Raw genomic sequence first — 22629 nt, forward strand, 5'->3', positions numbered from 1 at the left:
CACGCTCTGCCCTGCTCCACCCCTTCCCGCAACCTCGACGGCGCACCCGACCGTCCCGATTGAAAGAAGCTCGGCACCCATGGCACTCGACTTCGACACGCAGGCGGTCGCTCCGGCGGCCACCGAAAGCAGCAAGCTGAAGAAGCACTTCGGCCGGTTCGACATCCTGTTCTTCCTGATCTGCACCATCGTCGGGGTCGACACGATCGCCGCGGTCGCGGCGGCAGGCGGCGAGGCCTTCACCTGGATGGTGATCTTCGCGATCATCTTCTTCGTGCCGCAGGCGCTCCTCTTCTCCGAGCTCGGCACCGCCTTCCCGCAGCAGGGCGGCCCGTACCTGTGGACCAGGATGGCTTTCGGCCACCTGGTCGGCGCGATCAACAACGTCCTGTACTGGATCACGAACCCGGTCTGGCTCGGCGGAACGCTCGCCGGCGTCGCGGCCTACGCTCTGCGGGAGTTCTTCAACGGCGGCAAGGACTTCTCCACGCCGGTCTACTACCTGATCACGGTGCCGTTCATCTGGGTCGCCGTGCTGGCCGCGGTCCTGTCGTTCCGGGTCGGCAAGTGGATCACCACCGTCGGCGCCTTCGCCCGCTTCGTGCTGCTCGGCGTCTTCGTGATCACTGTCATCGCCTACGGCGTCCAGAACGGCGTCCACGGTCTCGGCGCCAGCAGCTTCCTCCCCACCGCCGGCGGCTTCGTCGGGCTCATCGGCGTGCTGCTGTTCAACTTCGTCGGGTTCGAGCTGCCCAACAGCGCCGGCGAGGAGATGAAGGACTCCACGGCCGACGTGCCGTTCGCGATCGCGCGCGGGGCCGCCTTCTCGTTCCTCCTCTACGCGGTCCCGATCCTGGGCATCCTGCTCGTGATCCCTGCCGACCAGGTCACCAGCCTCGGCGGCTTCGTCGACGCGATCAAGTCGGTCTTCACCGTGTACGGCGGCTCGATCGCCTCCGACGGCGTCCCGACCCTCACGGGTGCCGGAGCGGTGCTGGGCGGGGTCGCCGGCATCGTCGTCGTGATCTGCGTGCTCACGTCGGGCGTCACCTGGATCATGGGCTCCGACCGCGCCCTGGCGGTGTCGGGCTACGACGGTGCCGCTCCCCGCTCGCTGGGCGTGATCAACGCCAAGCTGGGCACGCCGGTCCGCGTCAACATCTTCAGCGGCATCGTCTCGACGCTCGTGCTGGTCCTCGCCACCTCGATCACGGGCGGCGACGCGTACAAGTTCTTCACCGCCGTGCTCGGCGTGACGATCTCGACGACGCTGATCAGCTACCTGCTGATCTTCCCGTCGCTGTGGAAGCTCCGTCGCAGCCACCCCGACACTCCGCGCCCCTACAGGATGCCCGCGCACCGTTTCCTGACGATCCTGCTGATGGTCACGCTCGCGTTCGCCGTCGTCCAGCTGATGGCGCCCGGCGCCGGGTTCAACTGGTTCGGCACAGACTTCCGCCCGGACGGCTGGAAGGCGAGCGAGGGCGGCCTGTACCTCCTGACCGAGCTGCTGCCGGTGCTCGCGTTCATCGTGCTCGGCGTCGTCTTCTGGGCGCTCGGAACGAAGACCCGCCGCGAGAACCTCGCGATGGAGGCGGAGCTGAAGAAGGCCAAAGCCGAACTCGGTCCGACGTTCCACTGACGACGAAGACGGACGCCCCCGTGCTCCTCGTCGAGGTCGCCGACGGGATCCTCGTCGCCACCAGCCGCCGCGACTCGACGACCACCACCGTGGTCGTCGGGCCCGGCGGTCGGGCGCTCCTCGTTGACCCGGCGTGGGAGGTCGACGAGCTCGAGTCGCTCGCCGACGACCTCGACACCCTCGGCCTGACCGTCGAGGCGGGCTTCTCGACGCACGCGCACTTCGACCACCTGCTGTGGCACCCGCGCTTCGGCGACGTGCCGCGGTGGGCGTCGCCCGAGACCGTCCGCCGCTCGACCTCGCCGGAGGGCCGTGCGGCGCTCCTCGCCGAGCTCGGTCCGTGGCCCGCCGAGCTCGTCCCCCTGGTGGCCCGGGTGCAGGAACTCGCCGCCCCCGCCGTGCCGTGGCCGGGCCCGCGGGTCGAGCTCGTCGTGCACGACGCCCACGTTCCGGGCCACACCGCACTCTGGCTGCCGACCCGACGCGTCCTGCTCGCGGGCGACATGCTCAGCGACGTCGAGCCGCCCCTTTGCGAAGACGGGCCCGACCCGCTCGCCGCCTACGCCGAGGGCCTCGACGCCCTCGAGCCCTTCGCAGCGGCTGCCGCCCTGCTCGTCCCGGGCCACGGCTCGCCGACGGCGGAACCGCTGGCGCGGCTCGCCGCCGACCGGCGGGCACTGGCCGCGCTCGCGCGCTGACGGCGCGGGCGAAAGGGCGAGAGCGTCAGGGCAGGGAGGGCTGCTGCTGCGTGATGCAGTGGATGCCGCCTCCGCGCGCGAAGATCGGGAGGGCGTCGACGGTGACGACGCGGCGGCCCGGGTACTCCTCGGCGAGGATCCCGGCGGCACGGTCGTCGGCGGCCGGATCGCCGAACCCGCAGGCGATGACCCCGCCGTTGACGACGAGGTGGTTGACGTAGCTGTGGTCGACGAAGCCCTCGTCGTCGCGGAGCCCTGACGGGGCCGGCAGGTCGATCACCTCGAACGGCGTTCCGCTCGCGGTCGTCTGCCCGCGCAGGAACTCCCTCGACGCCGCACTCACCGCGTGGTCCGGGTGCCCCGCGTCGGTCTGGGCGTGGAGCAGCACCCGCCCGGGCGAGGGCATCGCGGCGACCATGTCGACATGGCCGCGGGTCCCCAGCTCCTCGTAGTCGCGGGTCAGCCCCCGCGGCAGCCACACGACATGGGTCGCGCCGATGGTGCGTGCCAGCTCGGCCTCGACTCGGGCGCGGTCGGCGTGCGGGTTGCGGCCCGGGTCGAGCTGCACGGTCTCGGTGACCAGCACGGTCCCGGCGCCGTCGACGTGGATGGCGCCGCCCTCGTTGACCAGGAGCGACGGAATGACTTCGGCGCCGGCGAGCTCGGCGACGACACGGGCGATCTCGCCGTCGCTCCCCCACTCGGCCCAGGCCTGCGCGCCCCAGCCGTTGAAGATCCAGTCGATGGCGCCGAGGCCGGGCGCGGGCGAACCGGACAAGTCGGCCGGCCCCGCCGGCACCACGAACGTCGGCCCGATGTCGCGCATCCAGAAGTCGTCGAGCGGCGCCTCGACGATGTCGATGGCGGCGGAGAGGTGCCGTCGCGCATCCGCGAGCGCCGACGGGTCGACGACGACGGTGACCGGCTCGAACTCGGCGGTCGCGTGGGCCACCGCTGCCCAGGCGGCGCGGGCCTCCTCGGTGGAGGCCGGATCGTCGCCGAGCGTCAAGCCCTCGCGCGGGAAGGCCATCCAGGTGCGGTCGTGCGGCTCGGTCTCGGCCGGCATGCGCCAGCCCATCAGAGGGCTGCCGATCCTGCGCCCGAGGGCTCGACGCCCGACGATCCGGGGCCCGGCGAAGAGGGGCCGGGTGATCCGGGGCCAGATGCTTCGGGGCCGGATGCTTCAGGGCCAGACGGCGACGACGAGGCCGCCTCCGCCGCCGCCTCCACCGCCCCGTACCCGTGCGCCACCGGGTCGACCGGCGCGACGAGGGCGCCATACGTGTCGGGCCGCCGCGTCAGCAGGAAGGGGAAGAGCCGCAGCCACTCCTCGCGCTGGGCGATGTCGAGGTCGGCCACCAGCACGGCGGAGGCGTCGCGCGGCGCCTCGGCGAGGATCCTCCCGAACGGGTCGGAGATGAACGACGACCCGTAGAAGGCGATGTCGCCCTCGTCGCCCCAGCGGTTGGGCACGACCATGAACAGGCCGCTGGTGATGCCGTTCGCCACGATGACGTGGCGCCAGATGCCGCTGGTGTCGAAGTCGGGGAAGGTCGGCTCGGAGCCGATCGCGGTGGGGTAGGCGAGCACCTCGGCGCCGGCGAGCGCGTAGCTGCGCGACACCTCGGGAAACCACTCGTCCCAGCAGGTGGGGAGGCCTAGACGGGCCTCGAGGCCCGCGGGAGCGTGCACGGGATAGGCGTCGGCGGACGGCCCCGGCTGGAAGTAGGTGTCTTCGTAGTAGCCCGCGCTGATCGGGATGTGGGTCTTGCGGGTGGCGGCCACGATCTCGCCCGTCGGCGAGGCGAGGATCGCGGTGTTGAAGCCCCGCGGGTCGCCGGCGATCCCCATCGACGCGGCGGGCCGCTCGTACAGGGACGCGTGGACGAACAGCTCGTGCCGCACCGCCGCCTCGCGCGCGAAGGTCGCGGTGGGCCCGTCGTGCAGGTCTTCGGCGTCGTCGACCGGCCGACCGGTCGCGGGGGTGTCGCCCGGGTAGCGCCGCAGCGTCAGCTCGGGCAGGAAGACCACCTCGGCACCCTCGGCCGCGGCGAGCCGGATGCCCTCGTCGAGCTCGGCGACATGCTCGGCGGGGTCGGCGTGCCAGCGCATCTGCACGAGGGCGACGCGGACGGGGGCACGCACCGATTCGGCGGAGACGGGGGCGGCGAGCGGCGACGGGAGCACTGGAGCGACGATGAGCTGCATTTGTTGATCGTACGATCAACAAGCGCGGAAGGGAAGGCTACGATTCAGGGATGCCTTCTCGCCGATCACCCGCTGAGCGCCGCGCCGAGATCGCCGCGGCCGCTCGCGCCGTCGCCCTGCGCGAGGGGCTCGGCGCGGTGACCCTCCGTGCGGTGGCGGCCGAGACCGGTGTCGCCTCGGGTCTGGTGGCGCACTACGAGCCGTCGATGGAGGCGCTCGTGGCGCGCACCTTCGACGAGCTGGCACGGGCGGAGCTCGACGAGGTCGCCCGTCTGGCCGGTGACGGGCCCGCCCTCGGGAGGCTGCGGTCTGTGCTCGCGACCCTCCTCGCCCCCGGCCGCGACGACGTGTCGTCGCTCTGGGCCGACGCGTGGAGCCGCGGCCGCCGCTCGCCGACGCTGGCCGCCGCGACGCGCTCGCTGATGGGCGAGTGGAGCGCGCTGGCCGACGAGATCCTTGCAGCCGGGATCGCCGAGGGCGCGTTCGCGACGGCGACCCCGGAGCTGGTGTCGCTGCAGATGTTCGCTCTGCTCGACAGCACGACGGCGTACGCGCTGGTGGGCTACCGCGAGGCGTCCGAGCGGTCGGCAGTGGTGTTCACGGCGATGGAGACGGCGCTGGGGCTGCCCGCGGGCGCGCTCACTGAGCCGCAGTAGCGGGCAGGGACGCCTCGTCGGCCCCGAGGAAGACCAGCCGCTGACGGATCGTCGTCACGGCCAGGTCGACGAACGCGTCGCGCTCGTCGAGCGTGTCGGTGACGTAGCGGATGCCCACGAAGAGCCCGACCAGGATCGTCGCCTCACGGTGCGTGTCGACGCCCATCGTGATGAGGCCCCGTGCCGCGGCGGCGCGGAGATCGTCCGACATGCGGGCGACCCAGCCGACATAGGGGCGGGGAGCGGCGGGATCCTGGAGGCTCTGCTCGTTGACCAGGCGCAGGCTCGCGCGGGCCAGCGGGTTGGTCGTGAACGCGCGCGCCACCTCGGCGGTCGACTGCACGATGTCCGAGAGCGGGCCGTCGGGCGACGGCTCGGTGTTCAGGAAGGTCCCCTGCGGAAACGCCTCGGCGACGACCCGCGCGGCCATGTCGGCCTTGGTGGCGAAGTGATAGCTGACGAGGCTCTTCGCCACGCCCGCCCGCGTCGCGATCGACCCGTACGACGCCGACTCGTAGCCGCGCTCCTCGAACTCGGCGCCCGCGGCCGCGAGGATCCGCGCCACGGTGGCGCGGCGCCGGTCTTCGCGGATGCCCATGCCGGGGATGCTAGACCCGGTCCCTCCGCGTCGCCAGCGCCGGTTCGGGGGTAGACGCCGGGTTCGCGGGGCGGGCGCAGGAACTCGCAGCCCGCCGACCGTCCGACCGCCGCCGCGCTACGGCGCCGTGACCGACACCTCGATGCGGTTCGCCCACGGGTCGTCGAACCCGAGCAGGCGGCCGGTGGCGGCGGTGGCCACGCCGTAGTGCGCCAGCCGCTCGCCGAGCGCGCCGAGGTCGTCGGCTCCGGGCACCTGGATGCGAACGAGGCCGAGGCCGAGGGCGAGCTGCCGGCGCCCCGCGCCCGCACTCTGCCAGGTGTTCATGGCCATGTGGTGGTGGTAGCCGCCGGCACTGACGAACAGCGCCTGCGGACCGAACTCGGTGGTCGCCTCGAAGCCGAGCTGCTCGACGTAGAAGCGGCGGGCGCTGGGCACGTCGCCGACGCTGAGGTGCACGTGGCCGACGGTCGCAGGGCGCCTGGCGGCCTCGGCGAACGCCTGCTCGGCGAGGTTCTCGTTCAGGAAGGCGTTCGGATCGAGAGCGAGGGTCGCCATGTCGATCTGGCCGTGGGTCCAGCTCCAGCTCGTGCGCTCGCGGTCCCAGTAGAGCTCGATGCCGTTGCCCTCGGGGTCGTCGAAGTAGAAGGCCTTGCTGACGAGGTGGTCGGCGCTGCCGGTGAAGGAGTCCGGGTAGCGGGAGGCGACCGAGTAGACGGCGGACGCGAGGTCGGCCTGGGTCTCGAAGAGGATCGCGGTGTGGAACAGCCCGGCCTCGCGAGGGCCGGCGTGACGCAGCTCGGGGGCGTGCTCGAGGATCACGATCGGGACGCCGACACGGCCGAGGACGCTGCGCTCGGGCTCCTGGGCGAGCACGGCCAGCGAGACGGCGTCGCGGTAGTAGGCCGTCATGGCGTCGAGATCGGCGACGCGGAGGGTGACGGCGCCCATCGACGTGTCGGCGGCGAGGAGGTCGAGGGCGCTGGTTCCCGAGGAGCTTGTGGACATGTCATCGAGAATACACCCGATTAGTTGTAGCGACAACTAATTGTAGCTGAGTGCGCCCGCATGGGACGAGGCGTTGACTGCTCCTGTCCCCGAACGGAAGGTACCCACTCCATGACACTCGAATCTCTTCCCGCGCAGGCCTCCGGCACGTTCGACCTCGGCGGCGACCTCACCGTCAACCGCCTCGGCTACGGCAGCATGCAGCTGACCGGCGCCGGCGTCTGGGGTCCGCCGAAAGACGAGGCCGAGGCGATCCGCGTCCTGCGCCGAACCGTCGAGCTCGGCGTCAACTTCATCGACACGGCCGACTCGTACGGCCCGGCCGTCGCCGAGCCCCTGATCGCCAAGGCGCTCAAGCCCTATGCCGACGACCTCGTCATCGCGACCAAGGGCGGGCTCACGCGGTCCGGCCCGAACGAGTGGCCGCCGGTCGGCCGCCCCGAGTACCTCCGCCAGCAGACCGAGATGAGCCTGCGCTGGCTCGGCCTCGAGCGGATCGACCTGTACCAGCTGCACCGCATCGACGAGAAGGTGCCGCTCGAAGACCAGGTCGGCGAGCTGAAGAAGCTCCAGGACGAAGGCAAGATCCGCCACATCGGCCTCTCGGAGGTCTCGGTGGAGCAGCTCGAGCAGGCTCAGAAGGTGGCGACGATCGCGTCGGTGCAGAACCTGTTCAACCTGACCGACCGGTCGTCCGAGAAGCTGCTCGACTACGCGACCGAGCACGGCATCGGCTTCATCCCGTGGTTCCCGCTCGCGACCGGGTCGCTGGCGGCGGAGGGAAGTCCGCTCGCCGAGATCGCAGAGAAGAAGCAGGCCACGCCGGCGCAGCTCGCACTCGCCTGGCTCCTCAAGCGCTCGCCGGTCATGCTGCCGATCCCCGGCACGTCGACGGTGGCCCACCTCGAAGACAACATGCACGGTGCCGAGATCGAACTGAGCGACGCCGAGTTCGCCGAGCTGAACGCCATCGCGTAGGGCCCGAGCCGCGGAGATCCGGTCGCTCGGCGTCGACTAGTCTCGAAGCCGAGCGATTGGATCCACCCGTGACCGACATGAGTCTCCGCCTTCCGACGACACGGTTCCAGGCGGTGCTGAACCTCGGCCCGAAGACGGCCGCGGCGATCGGCCCCGCCACCTGGAAGAAGGCGGCCGGCCTCGGCACGCCCGACCTCTTCGGCGACTGGGACGACGAGACGGGCCACTCGAGCCTCGCCGTCGAGTTCGACAGCGGCCAGATCCACCTCGACACCGTGGACGGCGGCATCGACTACCACTTCCACCGCGGCAATGGCGCCGAAGCCGATCGAAGCCCGTGGCCGCCGGCGGCGACTGACGAGATCCTGTCGTGGGCGTCCATCCTGCTGGCGGAGTTCCACCAGCGCATGCCCGACCTGCTCGAAGACGTCGAGGAGGCCGCGGCCTGGCACGACGAGGGCTTCGACCTCTACATCTGCGAGGTCGAGGAGCCCACGAAGCTCGACCTGATCTCCGTCGACATCGAGGGCGAGCTGCTCACGCTCCCCTGGCTCGGCAGCGGCGCGGTCGACCACGAGCACATCGACGGCGAGCATCATCCGATAGCGCTGCTGTGGTCGGCGTCGGAGGGCGACGCGGAGGTCGCGATCGCCGAGGCGCGCCTCGATCCCGCGACCGAGCTGCCCGTCACCAGCGCCCTGCCCGGGATCGACTGGACCGCCGTCGGCCTCCCCGCCGACGAGGTGCTGTCCTGGCTCGAGGGCATCTACCTCAACCACCACGTGCTGCCCGATGCCGTCGGCACGATCCTGACCGCCGCGCTCGAGGGCATGGGCGGCGTCGACCAGAACTGACGCTCGGCCATCCGTCACTAGTGGGCGGCGGTCCGGCGTGCCAGACTTGACGAGCGGCGGTTCCCGAGCCCCCGGTCCACCGATCATGTCCGCTCCATCGAAACGCCGACGTTTCCGCCCTCTCCAGGCGACTTCGATCTCGAAGGGATCCCCCGCTTCGTGCCCTCTTCCTCCGCGCCCCGCGACGCCGCGGCGCTTCGCCGCCTCCCCGGCATCCTGTTCGACCTCGACGGCGTCCTCACGCCGACCGCCGAGGTGCACATGCGCGCCTGGGCGACGCTGTTCTCGACCTATCTGACCGAGCACGTTCCCGGGGCGGCGCCGTACACCGACGCCGACTACTTCGACTACGTCGACGGGAAGCCCCGCTACGACGGCGTCCGGTCGATGCTCGCCAGCCGCGGCGTCACTCTGCCGGAGGGCGCGCCCGACGACGCCCCCGACGCCGACACGGTGTGCGGGCTCGGCAATCGCAAGAACGAGGTGTTCGCGGCGGAGCTGGCGCAGAACGGGGTGACCCCGTACCCGGGGTCGCTGCAGTTCCTGCGCGCGGCCATCGCATCGGGTCACCAGGTCGCCGTCGTCTCGAGCTCGCGCAACGCCGTGCCCGTGCTGGCCGCGGCCGGCCTGAGCTCGTACTTCGAGGTCGTCGTCGACGGCGAGGTCGCGGCCGCCGAGGGCCTCGCCGGCAAGCCCGCCCCCGACACCTATCTCGACGGCGCCCGCCGCCTCGGCCTGACCGCGGCCGACTGCGTCGTCGTCGAGGACGCCCAGTCGGGAGTCCAGGCCGGCCGCGCCGGGGCGTTCGGCCTCGTGCTCGGCGTCGACCGCGGCGTCGGCGCCGCAGCCCTGCTCGACTTCGGCGCCGACTTCGTCGTGACCGACCTCGACGAGCTCGTCGGCCCCGTCAGCGAACCCCTCGACCCCACCGCCACGGAGAACCGCGCATGACCGTCATCACCGAAGACCCCCTCGACCGCAACCGCTTCCCGCTCGACGAGTGGGCGTTCGTCGAGGCCGAGCACGCCGAAGACCACGGGGTCACCGAGACGATCTTCGCCGTCGGCAACGGCTACCTCGGCCTGCGCGGCAACTTCGACGAGGGGCGCGGCAGCCACGCCGACGGCACGTTCATCAACGGCTTCCACGAGACCTGGCCGATCCGCCACGCGGAGGAGGCGTTCGGGTTCGCGAGCGTCGGCCAGACGATCGTCAACGCGCCTGACGCCAAGGTGGTCCGCCTCTACGTCGACGACGAGCCCTTCGTGCTGAGCGAGGCCGACATCCTGAAGTACACCCGTCGACTCGACTTCCGCGACGGCGTGCTCGTGCGCGACATCGAGTGGCGCACGCCGTCCGGCAAGCTCGTGCGGCTGACGAGCCGGCGCCTCGTGTCGTTCACCGACCGCCACCTCGCTGTCATCGACTACGAGGTGACAGTCCTCGACGCCGACGCGTCGATCCTGATCTCGAGCCAGATCCTCAACCGCCAAGACCTCGGCGACGAGTACCACGCGGGCATGCGCGCCGCCGCGACCTTCGACCCCCGCAAGGCCGAGAGCTTCACGGCGCGAGTCCTGCAGCCGTCGTACAAGAAGGTCCAGGGCACCCGCTACGTGCTCGGCTACCGCACCTCGAACTCGGGCATGACGATCGCCGTCGGCGCCGAGCACACGCTCGACACCGAGAACGAGTGGTCGCAGTCGACGCAGATCGACGACGACCTGGCTAAGCACGTCTACCGGGTCAAGGCGAAGGCCGGCAAGCCGATCCGCATGGTCAAGGCCATCACGTACCACTCGTCGCGGGGCGTGCCGCCGCGCGAGCTGGCCGACCGCTGCGACCGCACTCTCGACCGCGCCGCCGAGACGCCGGTGGAGGAGATCTTCCAGGCGCAGCGCGACTGGCTCGACGACTTCTGGGTGCGCAGCGACGTCGAGCTGCCCGGCCACCCGATCCTGCAGCAGGCCGTTCGCTGGAACATCTTCCAGCTCGCGCAGGCCTCGGCCCGGACCGACGGCCAGGGCGTCGCCGCGAAGGGCGTCTCGGGCTCCGGCTACGGCGGGCACTACTTCTGGGACACCGAGATCTACGTCATGCCGTTCCTGTCGTACACGGCGCCGAACGTCGCCCGGAACGTCCTGCGCTTCCGCGAGGGCATGCTCCCCGCTGCACGCGACCGGGCGAGCGAGCTCAACCAGCGCGGCGCGCTCTTCCCGTGGCGCACCATCAACGGCCTCGAGTCGAGCGCGTACTACGCGGCCGGCACAGCGCAATACCACATCGACGCCGACATCGTGCATGCGCTGATGCAGTACGTCGCCGCCACCGGCGACGAGGACTTCTTCGCCCGCGGCGCCGTCGACATCCTCGTCGAGACGGCGCGGCTCTGGGCCGACCTCGGCTTCTGGCGCTCGAACGGCGACCAGAAGTTCCACATCGACGGAGTCACCGGGCCCGACGAGTACACCACGGTCGTCGACGACAACCTCTACACGAACGTCATGGCGCGGGCGAACCTGTGGTCGGCCGTACGCATCTGCGAAGAGCTGATGGCGAACGACCCGGTCGCGTACGAGCGCATGGTGACGCGCGTCGGACTTCAGGAGCACGAGATCCGCGGGTGGCGCGCCGCCGCCGACGCCATGGAGATCCCGTTCGACCCGCACCGCGGCATCCACCCGCAGGACGCCCAGTTCTTGGACAAGGAGCTCTGGGACCTCGACTCGACCCCGGCGTCGAAGCGACCGCTGCTGCTCCACTACCACCCGCTGGTCATCTACCGGTTCCAGGTGCTCAAGCAGGCCGACGTCGTGCTCGCGCTCTTCCTCCAGGGCGACGAGTTCACGCCCGCCGAGAAGCGCCGCAACTTCGAGTACTACGACGCGCTGACCACCGGCGACTCGACGCTGTCGGCCGTCGTGCAGTCGATCATCGCGGCCGAGGTGGGCCACTACAAGCTCGCCCACAGCTACTTCCTGTCGGCGCTGTTCGTCGACCTCGCCGACCTGCACCACAACACCTCCGACGGCGTGCACGTCGCGTCGACCGGCGGCATCTGGAGCGCCATGGTGTTCGGGTTCGGCGGCATGCGCGACCACTCCGGCCGCCTCACGTTCAACCCGCGCCTCCCGGCCGACTGGGAGCGCCTCACGTACAAGATGACCGTCAAGGGCTCGCGCATGCGGGTCGACGTGACGCAGTCCGACATCACCTTCACCATCGAGGAGGGCACCCAGGTCACGGTGCACGTCGTCCACGAGAAGATCGAGGTCGTCGCCGGCTCGCCGGTGACCGTGGCGCTGCCGAACCAGGGCCCGCGGATCGAGACCGCTCCCCCGACGACCAGCGACCTCCGCGGGATGCTGCGCCCCGACGGCTCGGTCGTCACGGCGTCGATCCCGACGATCTCGGTCGACCGGAGCGACATCGACATCGACGTCACGACCTAGGTCGGCGCGGCGGGCGCGGGGCTCACCCCCGCCGTTCCGGCTCGGCCCCACCCGTCGGCGCCGCACCCCCGCCGTTCCGGCTCGACCCCGCCGTCCATTCGGCAGGGCCGTGCCGATTCGGCGGTCCCCCGGCCTTCCTGGCACACCCCCACAGCGCAGAGCCGCATCCACGGAGGAACTCCGCCTACACCCCGACGACCGCCCCCAGCGCGGCGAACATCTCGCCCTCGATCTCGGCCATCGAGCGCCGCTCGCCGGGCTGGAGCCAGACGTCGAACGCGACCCGGAACACCGTCATCCCCGACTCGGCGGCCAGCGTCGCGGCGGGCTCGGGCACGCCGCGCTCGCGCAGCCGCGCCCCGATGCCAGCGGCGACGTCGGCCATCTTCAGCAGCTCGCGCTCCATCAGGCCGGGGTTCACCGACAGCACCTGCCAGCGCTTCCGCGACCACTCGCGGCGCTCGTCGGGGAAGAACTCCGTCGCCGAGGCGAGCGCGCGCGCGACGACCTCGAGGGGTGCGAGCCCCTCCGGCACGCCGAGGACGGAGTCGACCATGGTCGCTCGGAACTCGATGGAGCCGCCGAACAGCACCTCCTTCTTGTCGGGGAAGTGCCGGTAGAACGTGCGCTCGGTCAGGCCGACGCTCTGCGCGATCTCGGCGGCGGTCGTCTGCTCGTAGCCCCGCTCGAGGAAGAGCTCGAGTGCCGCCTCGCGAAGGCGGTCGCTGCCGCCCGGTTCCCATCGACCCATTCTCCGATGATACGGGTCTCGACCGGGTGATGACAGATCCTGACATCGGGCGTACAGTTACTGATGTCCGTCACTGACATCACTAGGAGATGACATGCGTGTTTTCATCACCGGAGCATCCGGCTGGATCGGCTCCCACACCGTCGACGAGTTCCTGAGCCACGGCTACGACGTCACGGGCCTCGCCCGCTCCGACGCCTCCGCGGCAGCCCTCGAGGCCAAGGGCGCCACCGTCCTGCGGGGCGACCTCGACGACCTGGCCGGCCTGCGTGCCGGCGCCGAGGCGGCCGACGCGGTCGTCCACCTCGCCAACAAGCACGACTTCGGCGACCCGGTCGAGACCAACCGCGCCGAGCGCGCCGCAGTCGAGACCCTCGGCGACACCCTCGCGGGCACCGGCAGGGCCCTGCTCCTCGCCTCGGGAGTCGCCGGGCTCGCGCAGGGCCGGCCCGCCCTCGAGACCGACTCGTCGCCGGCCGTCGGCCCCGACGCACCCCGCGGCGGCACCGAGAACCTCGCCTTCGACTACGTCGAGAAGGGCGTGAAGTCGATCAGCCTCCGCTTCTCGCCGACCACGCACGGCATGCGCGACCACGGCTTCATGGCGATCATCACCGACGCCGCCAGGCGCAACGGCTACGCCGGCTATGTCGGCGACGGCTCCACCGGCTGGGCCGCGGTCCATGTGGCCGACGCCGCGCGCATGATCCGCCTCGGCCTCGAGAAGGCGCCCGCGGGCGCTGCTCTGCACGCCGTCGGCGAGGAGAGCGTCGCCAGCAGGGACATCGCCGCGGCGATCGCCCAGTCGCTCGGCCTCGAGGCGCGCTCCTTCACGTCAGAGGAGTCGCAGGCCAGCATGGGCGGCTTCATCGGCCTGTTCTGGGGCATGGACCTCGCCGCCAGCAGCGCGGCCACCCGCCAGCTCCTCGACTGGACGCCGACCGGCCCGACGCTCGTCGACGACATCCTGGCGGGTGCCTACACGGGGTGATCGCTAGAGGCCGGAGACCCAGGCCTCGACGCGCGCCGTGATCTGCCGATCGACCGCGGCGCGCGACAGTGTCGGCGTGTTGTCGCCCGGCTGCTTCCCGTACGCCCCGAAGCTGGCGTGGCTCGCACCCCGGATCGTCACCATCGACGCATCCGAGGGCAGGAACGTCCTGGCGGCACCCACCTTCGCCGGAGTCGACAGCCCGTCGCGGCTCCCCGCCAGGCTCAGCACGTCGACCCCCGACGAGGCGAGGTCGTTGGCGCAGTAGCTGCCGAGCAGGAGGATCCCTCTCGTGTCGCCGGTCTCGGCGAGCTGGCAGGCGCGGACTCCGCCGAGCGAGTGGCCGCCGACGGCCCAGGTCGTGACGCCGGGCGCGTGCGCCTCGAACGTCGACAGCGGCCGGGTGTCGAAGAACGCGAGGTTGAGCGTCGGCTTCGTGATGACGACGGTGGTGCCGGCGGCCACGACGTCGCGGAACGTCACCATGTACGCGTAGGGGTCGACCTTGGCGCCGGGGATGAACACGACTCCGACCCCGTCGGACGCACCGGTCGGCGTCATCACGACGCTGTCGCCGGCGTCGCGCACGGCGACGCGGTCGTCGCGCCACACCGTGAGGGCGGCGCTGCGCTCCCCCGGCATGACCTGGTTCGCGTAGACCAGGAAGGCAGTGGCGAAGACGGCGAGGACGACCACCACGGTGACGCCGACGGTGAGGAGTCGAGTTCCTGCGCGCCGGGCCATTGCTCTACCCTAAGGCGCTTCGGGTCAGCGGGTCGGCGGATCAGCGGGTCAGCGCTTCACCGCGTCGATCTTCAGCATCTTGGCGATGACGGTGTCGAGCTGGCTGTCGTCGAAGATCTTCTTCCAGTCGTCCTTGACGATCGACTCGCGGCCGTAGTCCATGGCGATGTGGCAGGCGTCCGAGAACGGGTTCGAGCCGCGGAGGCCGTTGGTGAGGGCGATCCAGGTGTGGCCGTAGAGCATCGCGCGGGCGGCCTCGTAGGGCACGCCGACGCCGTCGACGGTCTCTTCGAGGGCCTCTTTCAGGAAGGCGCCGATCATGCAGGCGATCGTCTCGACGAGGGTCGGCTCGAGCACGGCGAGCTGCTTGACCGTGACGTAGTGCACCGCGATGACGGGCGCGTAGATGGTCGAGATGACCTGGGTGGCCAGCTCGCGCACCGGGGAGTCCTCGTCGACGCCCTCGAGAGCGGCGATGACCTCCTGGGGAGCCGCGACGCCGCCGAACGTGTCGGCCCACTCCTCCTTGGTGGTGCGCTCGAGGAAGACGCTCGGGTGGCAGGGGTGCGCCACGGCGTAGTGGATGTCCTCGCGGGCGAGCAGGAGTCCTGCGTAGGCGGCGGCCGGGTCGAGCGTCAGGATGATGGCGCCCGACTTCATCTGCGGAACGACCGACTCGGAGACGCGGCCGAGCACGACGTCCGGGACGGCGAGGATCACCACGTCGGCGTCTCTCACGGCGTCGTCGGTCGGCGTGACGGTGCGGCCCAGCGATTCGATGTGGGCGACGCCGTTCGGCGATGCCTCCGAGTACAGCGTCGTGTACGAGCTCTTGGCGAGGTTGTTCGAGACGCGCTGGCCCATCTTGCCGCCGGCGCCGATGACCGCCACGGTGATGTCGGGCGCACCCTGGCCGTCGGCGTAGGTGACGGATGGGGTGGTGTCGAGGATGTCGGTCACGTGTTCTTCTCCTTCAGGAATTTCAGGTTGTGTTCGGTCCACTCGCGCTCGAGGCGAGTGGTGGTCTCTTCGTCGCCCTGCCACGGCAGCCAGTGCTCGACGACCTGGCTGATGCCGCGCGATCCGGGGTCGATGGCGGCGAGCATGCCGTCGTAGTCGAGGCGGCCCTCGCCGAGGGGCACGCCGACGAGGCTGAACCCGACCCAGCCCGCCTGGCGGGTGAAGTCGAAGTCCTTGACGTGCCAGTTCTTCACGTGCGGCAGGCAGCGCGCCGTGACGTCGGCGGGGTTCTCGAGGTTCGCGACGGTGTTCGCGGGGTCCAGGCAGATGCCGAGGTGCTCGCTGCCGACGGCCTCCACGAGCGCCACCAGCTCGGTCGACGACACCTGCTCGTAGGTCTCGAGCGCCAGCGTGACGCCGGCGGCCTCGTAGCGCGGCACGATCTGACGGAGCCGAGCGACGCTCTCGTCGAAGGTCGGCCGGTCGTCGCCCGAGGTCCACATGCTCCTGACGACGGTCGCGCCGAGGGCGACGGCGAGGTCGAGGTGGCGGTCGAGGTGCGCAGGAACTGTGCCGCGCGTCCCGACCTCCAGCGTCAGCCCGAGCCCGTCGGCCACCGCCCTGGTCGCCGCGAGCTGCGCGGCGTCGTACCCGGCCAGGGGTGCGTAGTCGCAGATCTGGAAGAGCTCCGCGCCGATCGCCGCCGCGTCGCGCAGCATGTCGTCGAGGCTCATCGGATCGGCGACCCGCTCCGAGAACCGCCAGAAGTAAGCGTAGGTCGAGAGGCCGATCACGCGGAGGCCCCCTGATGCGCGAGCGCGACGACCTCGTCGAGGATCAGCTCGACCGCAGCAGGGTCGTGCGCGAAGCGGCCGAGGAAGAGGCCCTTCACGTCGCCGCCGAGGGAGGTCAGCAGGCCGGGGCCGGCGCTGCCGCCGTAGATGACCCGGCTGCCGTCGCGGCCCTCGAGCGCCTGGACGAACTGCTCGAGCTCCGCGACGACCGCGGCGATGTACTCGGGGGCGGCGGGCTTAGGCGCGCCGATGGCCCACTGCGGCTCGTACGCGACGATGATCGCGCCCGGACCGGCCTGCGCCAGCGCGGACTCGATCTGCTGGGTCACCTCGAGCGACGAGATGGCCGGCGAGGCGGCCTCCTCTTCGCCGACGCAGAGGAGCGGAGTCAGGCCGTTGCGGAGAGCGGCGGCGGTCTTCTGCGCGATGACCTCGTCGTCCTCGTGGAAGAGCGCGCGGCGCTCGGCGTGGCCGACCTCGGCGAGCGTGCAGCCGATCTCGGCCAGCTCGACGCCGGAGACCTCGCCGGTGAACGCGCCGGAGTCGGCCCACGCGATGTCCTGCGCGCCGAGGCGCACCGAAGCACCCGCGAGCGCGTCGCGGACGGGGACGATCGACGGGAAGGTCGGGACGACGAACAGCTCGACCAGGCCGTCCGCGACCGCGGGGTGGCGACGTGCGATGTCGCCGATGGCGGTGGCCCACTCCACCGTGCGGGCGTGGCCGAAGTACATCTTCAAGCTCACCCCCACGGTGAAGGGGGCTGCCGCCGAGTCGCTCAGCATGAGGCGGAGTCCACCGCCGCAGGGGCGCCGGTCGTGTTCGCGGCCTCGTAGTCGTTCATGATCTGGACCTTGTCGTTCGACGCGCTGGACGTGTCGAACGTGTAGGTCAGCCACTCGCGGACATTGCGGCGGGCGAGCTCGATCCCGACGACACGCTGCCCCTGGCACAGGACGTGGGCGTCGTTCGACAGGATCGATCGCTCGACCGAGAACGAGTCGTGCGCGGTCACGGCACGGATGCCCGGGACCTTGTTCGCCGCGATCGCGACACCGAGGCCGGTGCCGCAGAACAGGACGGCACGGTCGGCCTCGCCGCGCGCGATCATCTCCGCCGCGGCGATGGCCACGGGCGGGTACGGGGTGTGCGACGCCGCGTCCACTCCCACGTCGACGACGGAGGCGACGAGGGCGTTGCCCTCCAGGTCCTGCTTGACGATCTCCTTGTAGTCGAATCCGGCGTCGTCGGATCCGATGACGATTCGCAGCTGCTCAGCCATTGCGTTCTCCTTCGGGGTTACTTCGTTGAGGTCGCGAGGACTGTCGCGACGGACTGCACGATGAGGCCGAGAGACACGGCTCCGGCGTCGGGGGTGCCGAGGCTCTTCTCCGCGTGCGGACGGGCTCGCCCCATCTTGGGCAGGAGGTCCTTGGTGGCGGCTGCGGCATCGGAGGCGATGTCAGCCGAGGTCTTCCATGCATCGGTCAGGTGCTCGCCGGCCTGCACGCGCTCGGTGAGCGCCGTCGAGAAGGGCACGAGCACGTCGACCATGGTCTTGTCGCCGACGACGGCGCCGAACTCGAGGATCTCGGTGGTCGCCTGCGCGACTCCGCGCGCCACGGCGTCGGCGTCCGCCGCGGCCGAGTCGGTGAGCGCGCCTCCGACGGCGCCGAGGGCCGACCCCCACAGGGCACCGGAGGTTCCGCCGGCGCGGTCCGACCAGGCGTCGCCCGCCCGGTCGAGGACGGTCTTGGCTCCGGCTCCCCGGTCGAGAGCGTCGTGGGCGGCCTCCACCGCGGCGGTGACGCCGCGCTGCATGCCGATGCCGTGATCGCCGTCGCCGGCCACCGCGTCGATCCGGCCGAGCTCGTCGGCGTTCTCGTCGATGACGACCTTGATCGCATCCAGGGCGGTCACGACCAGGGCCGCGGCCTGTCGCGACTCCTCGGAGGACTCGGGGATCGGCTCGGCGAGCTCCTCCTCGTCGTGGATCTCGGCTGCGGCGCTCGAGGGGTCGACCGAGCCCTTCTTGTAGGCGGGCGCGTCGACCGGGGCGGCCCAGAGGCTCTCCAGCTCGTCGTCGAGCCAGAACAGGGTCAGCGAGGCGCCGGCCATGTCGAAGCTCGTGACGAGCTCGCCGACCTCCGGCTCGACGACCTCGACGCCCGCGGCGGTCAGCAGCTCGTCGATCTTCGCGTAGACGACGAAGAGCTCTTCGTACTTGACCGATCCGAGGCCGTTCAGGATGACCGCGACGCGCTGGCCGTCGGCCCGCTCGACGCCGTCGGGCAGCTCGGCGAGCAGGGTCGAGACGAGGAGCTCGGCGAGGCCGGCCGCCGTCGGGACATCCTGCTCGGAGATCCCGGGCTCGCCGTGGATGCCGAGCCCGACGGCCATCCGGCCCTCGGGGACGGTGAACAGCGGCTCGTCGGCCCCCGGCAGGGAGCACCCGGTGAACGCGACGCCGATCGACCGCGTGCGGTCGTTGGCCTTCTGCGCCACGCGGACGACCTCGTCGAGCGAGTACCCGGCTGCCGCTGCGGCACCCGCCGCCTTGAAGACGGTGAAGTCGCCCGCGATGCCGCGGCGCCTGTGCTTCTCGGCGGCGGAGGCGCTCGCGACGTCGTCGGTGATCGTCACCGTCTCGACGCGGATGCCCTCCTCGCGGAGCCTGGCCTGCGCGCGGTCGAAGTTCAGGACGTCGCCGGCGTAGTTGCCGTAGCTGAGCAGGACGCCGCCGCCGTTGTGGGCCGACTTCGAGACCGAGCGGACCTGCTGCCACGACGGCGAGGCGAACAGGTTGCCGAGGGCCGCGCCCGCGGCGAGGCCTGGTCCGACGAGACCGCCGAACGCCGGGTAGTGGCCCGACCCGCCGCCGACGACGAGCGCCACCGAGCCGGGTGCCGAGGCGGCCGTGCGGACGACGCCGCCGTGGACCTTGCGGACCCAGCGCCGGTTGGCTGCGACGAACCCGTCGACCGCCTCGTCGGCGAAGTCGGACGGCTCGTTGTAGAGGCGCGTCATCAGCCGAGCCCCGCGGCCGTCGCGGCAGCCGGCCTCTCGGCGGTGGCGGTCGGTCCGACGCGGCGCTTGCGCGACAGCATCGCCATCAGGAGGGCGGACAGGAGCATGAAGAATCCGACTATGAACATGGCTGCACGGTACCCGCCGGTGGCGTCGGTGACCGCCCCGGTGATGTACGGGGCCGCGAAGCCGGCCAGGTTGCCCATGGTGTTGATGAGCGCGATGCCGGCTGCGGCGGCGGTGCCGGTGAGGAACTGCGTGGGCAGCGTCCAGAAGTTCGGGAGAGCCGCGAAGATCGACATGGCCGTGAACGCGATGACGACGATCGTCGCCGCCGGCGAGTTCATGTAGAGCGCGACGGGGATGCTGACGCCGCCGACGATCGCCGGGATCACGATGTGCCAGGTCCTGAGGCCGCGCTTGGTGGCGTCCCGCGACCAGAAGTACAGGGCGAGAGCCGCCGGCACGTAGGGGATGGCCGTGATGAGCCCCTTCTCGAAGAGGTCGAACTCGGTGCCGAACTGCTCCTGGAAGGTGCCGATGATCGTCGGCAGGAAGAAGGCGAGAGCGTAGAGGCCGTAGATGAACCCGAAGTAGATGAACGCGAGCATCCAGACCCGGCCGCTCTTCAGGACGCGGCCGAGGCCGACGCCGTGGCCCCCGATGCCGGTGGCGCTGGTCTCGGTGCCCATCTTCTCCTCTTCGAGAGTGGTCTCGAGCCAGGTGCTCTCCTCCTTGGTCAGCCACTTGGCGTGCGAGGGCCTGTCCTTGAGGTAGAACCAGGCCACGACGCCGACGATGACGGCGGGGATCGAGACGCAGAGGAACATGAAACGCCAGCCCTCGAGGCCGAGCACGCCGTCGTTCTGGAGCAGGAGTCCGGCCAGCGGGGCACCCACGACGCTCGTGAGCGGCTGGGCCAGGTAGAACAGGGCCAGAATCTTCGAGCGGTGCTTCGACGGCACCCAGAGGCTCAGGAACAGGATCGCGCCGGGGAAGAACCCGGCTTCGGCGACGCCCAGCAGGAAGCGGAGGCCCGCGAGCTGCTCGAAGTTCTGGGCGAAGGTGAACAGGAACGCCACGATGCCCCAGGTCACCATGATGCGGGCGAGCCAGCGGCGGGCGCCGAAGCGCGCCAGGGCCAGGTTCGACGGCACCTCGAGAAGGATGTAGCCGATGAAGAAGACGCCCGAGGCGAAGCCGAACTGCGCCGCGCTCAGACCGAGGTCGGCCTCCATGCCGTTGGGGGCGGCGAAGCCGATGGCGGTGCGGTCGAGGTAGTTGATGAAGAACATCAGGGCCACGAACGGCACGAGCCGGATCGAGATCTTGCGGATGGCCGACCTCTCGACGCCGTTCGGCGCGGGGGTGGCTGTCAAGGGGGCGTCCACTGCGACTCCATTTCGTTCAACGACGTTGTCGGACGTGCACGAGAGGGTCGTCCCGCGTCACTGCAACCATGATGACTCCCGCAACATAATCTGTCAACCGGTTGACCAATTAAACTGCCGGTGTGCCCGCCCCCGAATTGGTTGACCAAAAGATAGGCTTCACGCCATGCCGGCCTATCCAGACGACGACCCCGCGACGCTGCGGCTCGAGATCGAAGCCGTGCCCCGGGGGACCGCCGTGGCCGAGGTCGTGAAGCAGCTCATCTCGCTGCTGACCGGCGGCGAGCTCACCCCCGGGTCGCGGCTCCCTCCAGAACGCCAGCTCGCCGAGGAGCTCGGGGTGGGGCGGTCCGCCGTCCGCGAGGCCCTCGCGGCGCTCGAGATCCTCGGGATCGTCAGCGTCCGTCCCGGCTCGGGCACCTACCTGCGCGACTCCACCTCCGAGCTCCTGCCGACGACTCTCAGCTGGGGGCTCATGCTCTCCGCGTCGCGCACCCGTGAGCTGATCGAGGTCCGCGGCGCGCTCGAGATCCAGGCGGCCGCGTTCGCCGCGAGCCGGATCACCGACGACGAGGTCGAGATGCTGGCGCGGCACATCGAGACCATGAAGGAGAGCCTCGACGACCTCGACCGCTTCGTCGAGGCCGACGTGCGCTTCCACCTGCAGATCGCGGCGAGCGCCGACAACGTCGTGCTGCGCGACCTCCTGCAGAGCGTCCGCTCCCTCCTGCGCCTCTGGGTCGAGCGCGGCCTCCGCGACCGCGACCAGGGCGCTGTCGCCCTGCGCGAGCACGTGGCCATCTACGAGGCCATCGCGGCGCACGACGCGGTGGCGGCCGAGGCGGCCATGCGCGTGCACATGACCACGGCGGGCGATCGCGTGGCGAGCCTCGACCTCGACTCCTAGGGGCGGGTCAGCGGTCCGTCAGCGGCGAGTCAGGCGCGCATCGGTGGTCGTCGTCGCGATGCGGTAGAGGCTCGTCGAGGCGGCGGCGAACAGCGTCGTGCCGTCCGGTCCGCCGAAGCAGAGGTTCGCCGTCAGCTCCGGCAGATCCACTGCACCCAGGAACTCGCCGTCCGGCGCGTAGACCTCGACGCCGGTCGCACACGACGTCCAGACGTTCCCCGTCGCGTCGACGCGGAACCCGTCGGCCAGACCCGAGCCCACCGTCGCGAACACCCGTGAGTTCTTGCACCGGACGCCCTCGGTCACGTCGTACGCCCGGATGCAGCGGTTGCCGACACCCGCGGGCTGGCGTGCTGAAGACGTGTCGGCGACGTAGAGCACCGACTCGTCGGGCGAGAACGCCAGGCCGTTGGGCTCCTCGACGTCGAGCACCACGGGGCGCACGTCGCCCGTGACCGGATCAGCCCGAAACACCCAGTGGTCGCCGTACTCGCGGAAGCCGGGGTGACCTTCTCGGGCCTCGATGATCCCGTAGGGCGGATCGGTGAACCAGACGGTGCCATCGCGCTTGACGACCACGTCGTTCGGGGAGTTGAACCGGTAGCCGTTCCACTGGTCGGCGATCACCTCGATGACTCCGTCTCGGTCGCGCTCGACCCGGCGACGACCGTGGGAGCACTGCACGACGCTGCCGTCGTCGTCGATGACCCGGCCGTTCGTGAACTCGACGCCCGAGGCGTAGACGCTCATCTCGCCGGTATCCCACGACCACTGCAGGATGCGGTCGTTCGGGATGTCGCTCCAGCGCAGCGTGCGGCTCGCCGGGATCCAGCACGGCCCCTCCGACCAGATGGCGCCGGTGGCGAGGCGCTCGGGTGCGGCTCCGGCCGGGACGAGTCCCGCGTCGGCGAGGTCGGTGAGACGGGTCATGATTCTCCTTCGAATCGCGAGTGCGACGGCAGGCCGGACG

General features: G+C 70.9%; 22 protein-coding genes. 9 read left to right on the top strand and 13 right to left on the bottom strand.

Annotated elements, in window-relative coordinates; genetic code table 11:
* Positions 1-79 precede the first annotated feature (79 nt).
* Together AC3CBB_RS11440 and AC3CBB_RS11445 are read left to right on the top strand one after the other, a co-directional pair.
* Positions 80-1642: an APC family permease gene (locus AC3CBB_RS11440; protein ID WP_488624658.1), complete on the top strand. Its 1563-nt coding sequence runs from the start codon at positions 80-82 to the stop codon at positions 1640-1642.
* A gap of 20 nt (positions 1643-1662) precedes the next feature.
* Entirely contained in the window at positions 1663-2340 is a 678-nt protein-coding gene (locus AC3CBB_RS11445; RefSeq protein ID WP_488624659.1) for an MBL fold metallo-hydrolase, read from the top strand.
* A 25-nt stretch (positions 2341-2365) separates the two neighbouring features.
* On the opposite strand, the gene AC3CBB_RS11450 is transcribed toward AC3CBB_RS11445, so the two are convergent.
* The gene (locus AC3CBB_RS11450; RefSeq protein ID WP_488624660.1) at positions 2366-3418 is read right to left on the bottom strand and encodes an agmatine deiminase family protein; all 1053 of its coding nucleotides are present in this window, start codon (positions 3416-3418) and stop codon (positions 2366-2368) included.
* Positions 3418-4548 (bottom strand): nitrilase-related carbon-nitrogen hydrolase, encoded by a 1131-nt coding sequence (locus AC3CBB_RS11455; RefSeq protein WP_488624661.1) that lies wholly within the window; start codon positions 4546-4548, stop codon positions 3418-3420. Before AC3CBB_RS11455 ends, AC3CBB_RS11450 begins: the two co-directional genes overlap by 1 nt.
* Before the next feature lie 50 nt (positions 4549-4598).
* Here AC3CBB_RS11455 and AC3CBB_RS11460 point away from each other — a divergent pair, with 50 nt between their 5' ends.
* Entirely contained in the window at positions 4599-5204 is a 606-nt protein-coding gene (locus AC3CBB_RS11460; RefSeq protein WP_488624662.1) for a TetR family transcriptional regulator C-terminal domain-containing protein, read from the top strand.
* Here the strand turns inward: AC3CBB_RS11460 and AC3CBB_RS11465 are convergent.
* Both AC3CBB_RS11465 and AC3CBB_RS11470 read right to left on the bottom strand, forming a co-directional pair.
* Positions 5188-5802: a TetR/AcrR family transcriptional regulator gene (locus tag AC3CBB_RS11465; protein ID WP_123505440.1), complete on the bottom strand. Its 615-nt coding sequence runs from the start codon at positions 5800-5802 to the stop codon at positions 5188-5190. The genes AC3CBB_RS11460 and AC3CBB_RS11465 overlap by 17 nt on opposite strands.
* A gap of 117 nt (positions 5803-5919) precedes the next feature.
* Positions 5920-6810, bottom strand: a complete 891-nt coding sequence (locus AC3CBB_RS11470; RefSeq protein ID WP_488624663.1) for a VOC family protein — start codon at positions 6808-6810, stop codon at positions 5920-5922.
* A gap of 111 nt (positions 6811-6921) precedes the next feature.
* On the opposite strand from AC3CBB_RS11470, the gene AC3CBB_RS11475 reads away from it, so the two are divergent.
* From AC3CBB_RS11475 to AC3CBB_RS11490, 4 genes are all read left to right on the top strand, one after another.
* A complete protein-coding gene (locus AC3CBB_RS11475) occupies positions 6922-7788 on the top strand; it encodes an aldo/keto reductase (protein WP_488624664.1) in 867 nt (288 codons plus the stop codon).
* Positions 7789-7856: 68 nt separating this feature from the next.
* Entirely contained in the window at positions 7857-8642 is a 786-nt protein-coding gene (locus AC3CBB_RS11480; RefSeq protein WP_488624665.1) for a hypothetical protein, read from the top strand.
* Positions 8643-8801: 159 nt separating this feature from the next.
* On the top strand, positions 8802-9593 hold the full coding sequence (locus AC3CBB_RS11485; RefSeq protein WP_123505443.1) for an HAD family hydrolase: 792 nt from the start codon (positions 8802-8804) through the stop codon (positions 9591-9593).
* Positions 9590-12094 carry a glycoside hydrolase family 65 protein gene (locus tag AC3CBB_RS11490; protein WP_488624666.1) on the top strand — a complete coding sequence of 835 codons (2505 nt, stop codon included), beginning with the start codon at positions 9590-9592 and terminating at the stop codon, positions 12092-12094. Before AC3CBB_RS11485 ends, AC3CBB_RS11490 begins: the two co-directional genes overlap by 4 nt.
* Positions 12095-12278: 184 nt before the next feature.
* On the opposite strand, the gene AC3CBB_RS11495 is transcribed toward AC3CBB_RS11490, so the two are convergent.
* Entirely contained in the window at positions 12279-12845 is a 567-nt protein-coding gene (locus AC3CBB_RS11495; protein ID WP_488624667.1) for a TetR/AcrR family transcriptional regulator, read from the bottom strand.
* A gap of 94 nt (positions 12846-12939) precedes the next feature.
* Between AC3CBB_RS11495 and AC3CBB_RS11500 the strand changes: the two genes are divergently transcribed.
* The gene (locus AC3CBB_RS11500; RefSeq protein ID WP_488624668.1) at positions 12940-13836 is read left to right on the top strand and encodes an SDR family oxidoreductase; all 897 of its coding nucleotides are present in this window, start codon (positions 12940-12942) and stop codon (positions 13834-13836) included.
* A gap of 3 nt (positions 13837-13839) precedes the next feature.
* On the opposite strand, the gene AC3CBB_RS11505 is transcribed toward AC3CBB_RS11500, so the two are convergent.
* Genes AC3CBB_RS11505 through AC3CBB_RS11535 form a run of 7 tightly spaced genes read right to left on the bottom strand, consistent with a single transcriptional unit; the run spans position 13840 to position 20752 of the window.
* Entirely contained in the window at positions 13840-14580 is a 741-nt protein-coding gene (locus AC3CBB_RS11505) for an alpha/beta hydrolase (RefSeq protein ID WP_488624669.1), read from the bottom strand.
* Positions 14581-14628: 48 nt separating this feature from the next.
* Positions 14629-15531 (bottom strand): phosphogluconate dehydrogenase C-terminal domain-containing protein, encoded by a 903-nt coding sequence (locus AC3CBB_RS11510; RefSeq protein ID WP_488626743.1) that lies wholly within the window; start codon positions 15529-15531, stop codon positions 14629-14631.
* A gap of 5 nt (positions 15532-15536) precedes the next feature.
* Positions 15537-16334 (bottom strand): sugar phosphate isomerase/epimerase family protein, encoded by a 798-nt coding sequence (locus AC3CBB_RS11515; protein WP_488624670.1) that lies wholly within the window; start codon positions 16332-16334, stop codon positions 15537-15539.
* The gene (locus tag AC3CBB_RS11520; protein WP_123505449.1) at positions 16331-17119 is read right to left on the bottom strand and encodes a triose-phosphate isomerase family protein; all 789 of its coding nucleotides are present in this window, start codon (positions 17117-17119) and stop codon (positions 16331-16333) included. The genes AC3CBB_RS11515 and AC3CBB_RS11520 overlap by 4 nt, the downstream gene beginning before the upstream one ends.
* Positions 17113-17616, bottom strand: a complete 504-nt coding sequence (locus AC3CBB_RS11525) for a ribose-5-phosphate isomerase (protein ID WP_488624671.1) — start codon at positions 17614-17616, stop codon at positions 17113-17115. Before AC3CBB_RS11525 ends, AC3CBB_RS11520 begins: the two co-directional genes overlap by 7 nt.
* A 17-nt stretch (positions 17617-17633) precedes the next feature.
* Complete coding sequence (locus AC3CBB_RS11530) at positions 17634-19361, bottom strand: dihydroxyacetone kinase family protein (protein WP_488624672.1); 1728 nt, start codon at positions 19359-19361, stop codon at positions 17634-17636.
* Entirely contained in the window at positions 19361-20752 is a 1392-nt protein-coding gene (locus AC3CBB_RS11535) for an MFS transporter (protein WP_488624673.1), read from the bottom strand. Before AC3CBB_RS11535 ends, AC3CBB_RS11530 begins: the two co-directional genes overlap by 1 nt.
* 166 nt (positions 20753-20918) lie before the next feature.
* Between AC3CBB_RS11535 and AC3CBB_RS11540 the strand changes: the two genes are divergently transcribed.
* Positions 20919-21659 carry a FadR/GntR family transcriptional regulator gene (locus tag AC3CBB_RS11540; protein WP_488624674.1) on the top strand — a complete coding sequence of 247 codons (741 nt, stop codon included), beginning with the start codon at positions 20919-20921 and terminating at the stop codon, positions 21657-21659.
* 18 nt (positions 21660-21677) lie between these two features.
* On the opposite strand, the gene AC3CBB_RS11545 is transcribed toward AC3CBB_RS11540, so the two are convergent.
* A complete protein-coding gene (locus tag AC3CBB_RS11545) occupies positions 21678-22589 on the bottom strand; it encodes an SMP-30/gluconolactonase/LRE family protein (RefSeq protein WP_488624675.1) in 912 nt (303 codons plus the stop codon).
* Positions 22590-22629 lie beyond the last annotated feature (40 nt).

Source organism: Frondihabitans sp. OV104, from assembly GCF_057787745.1.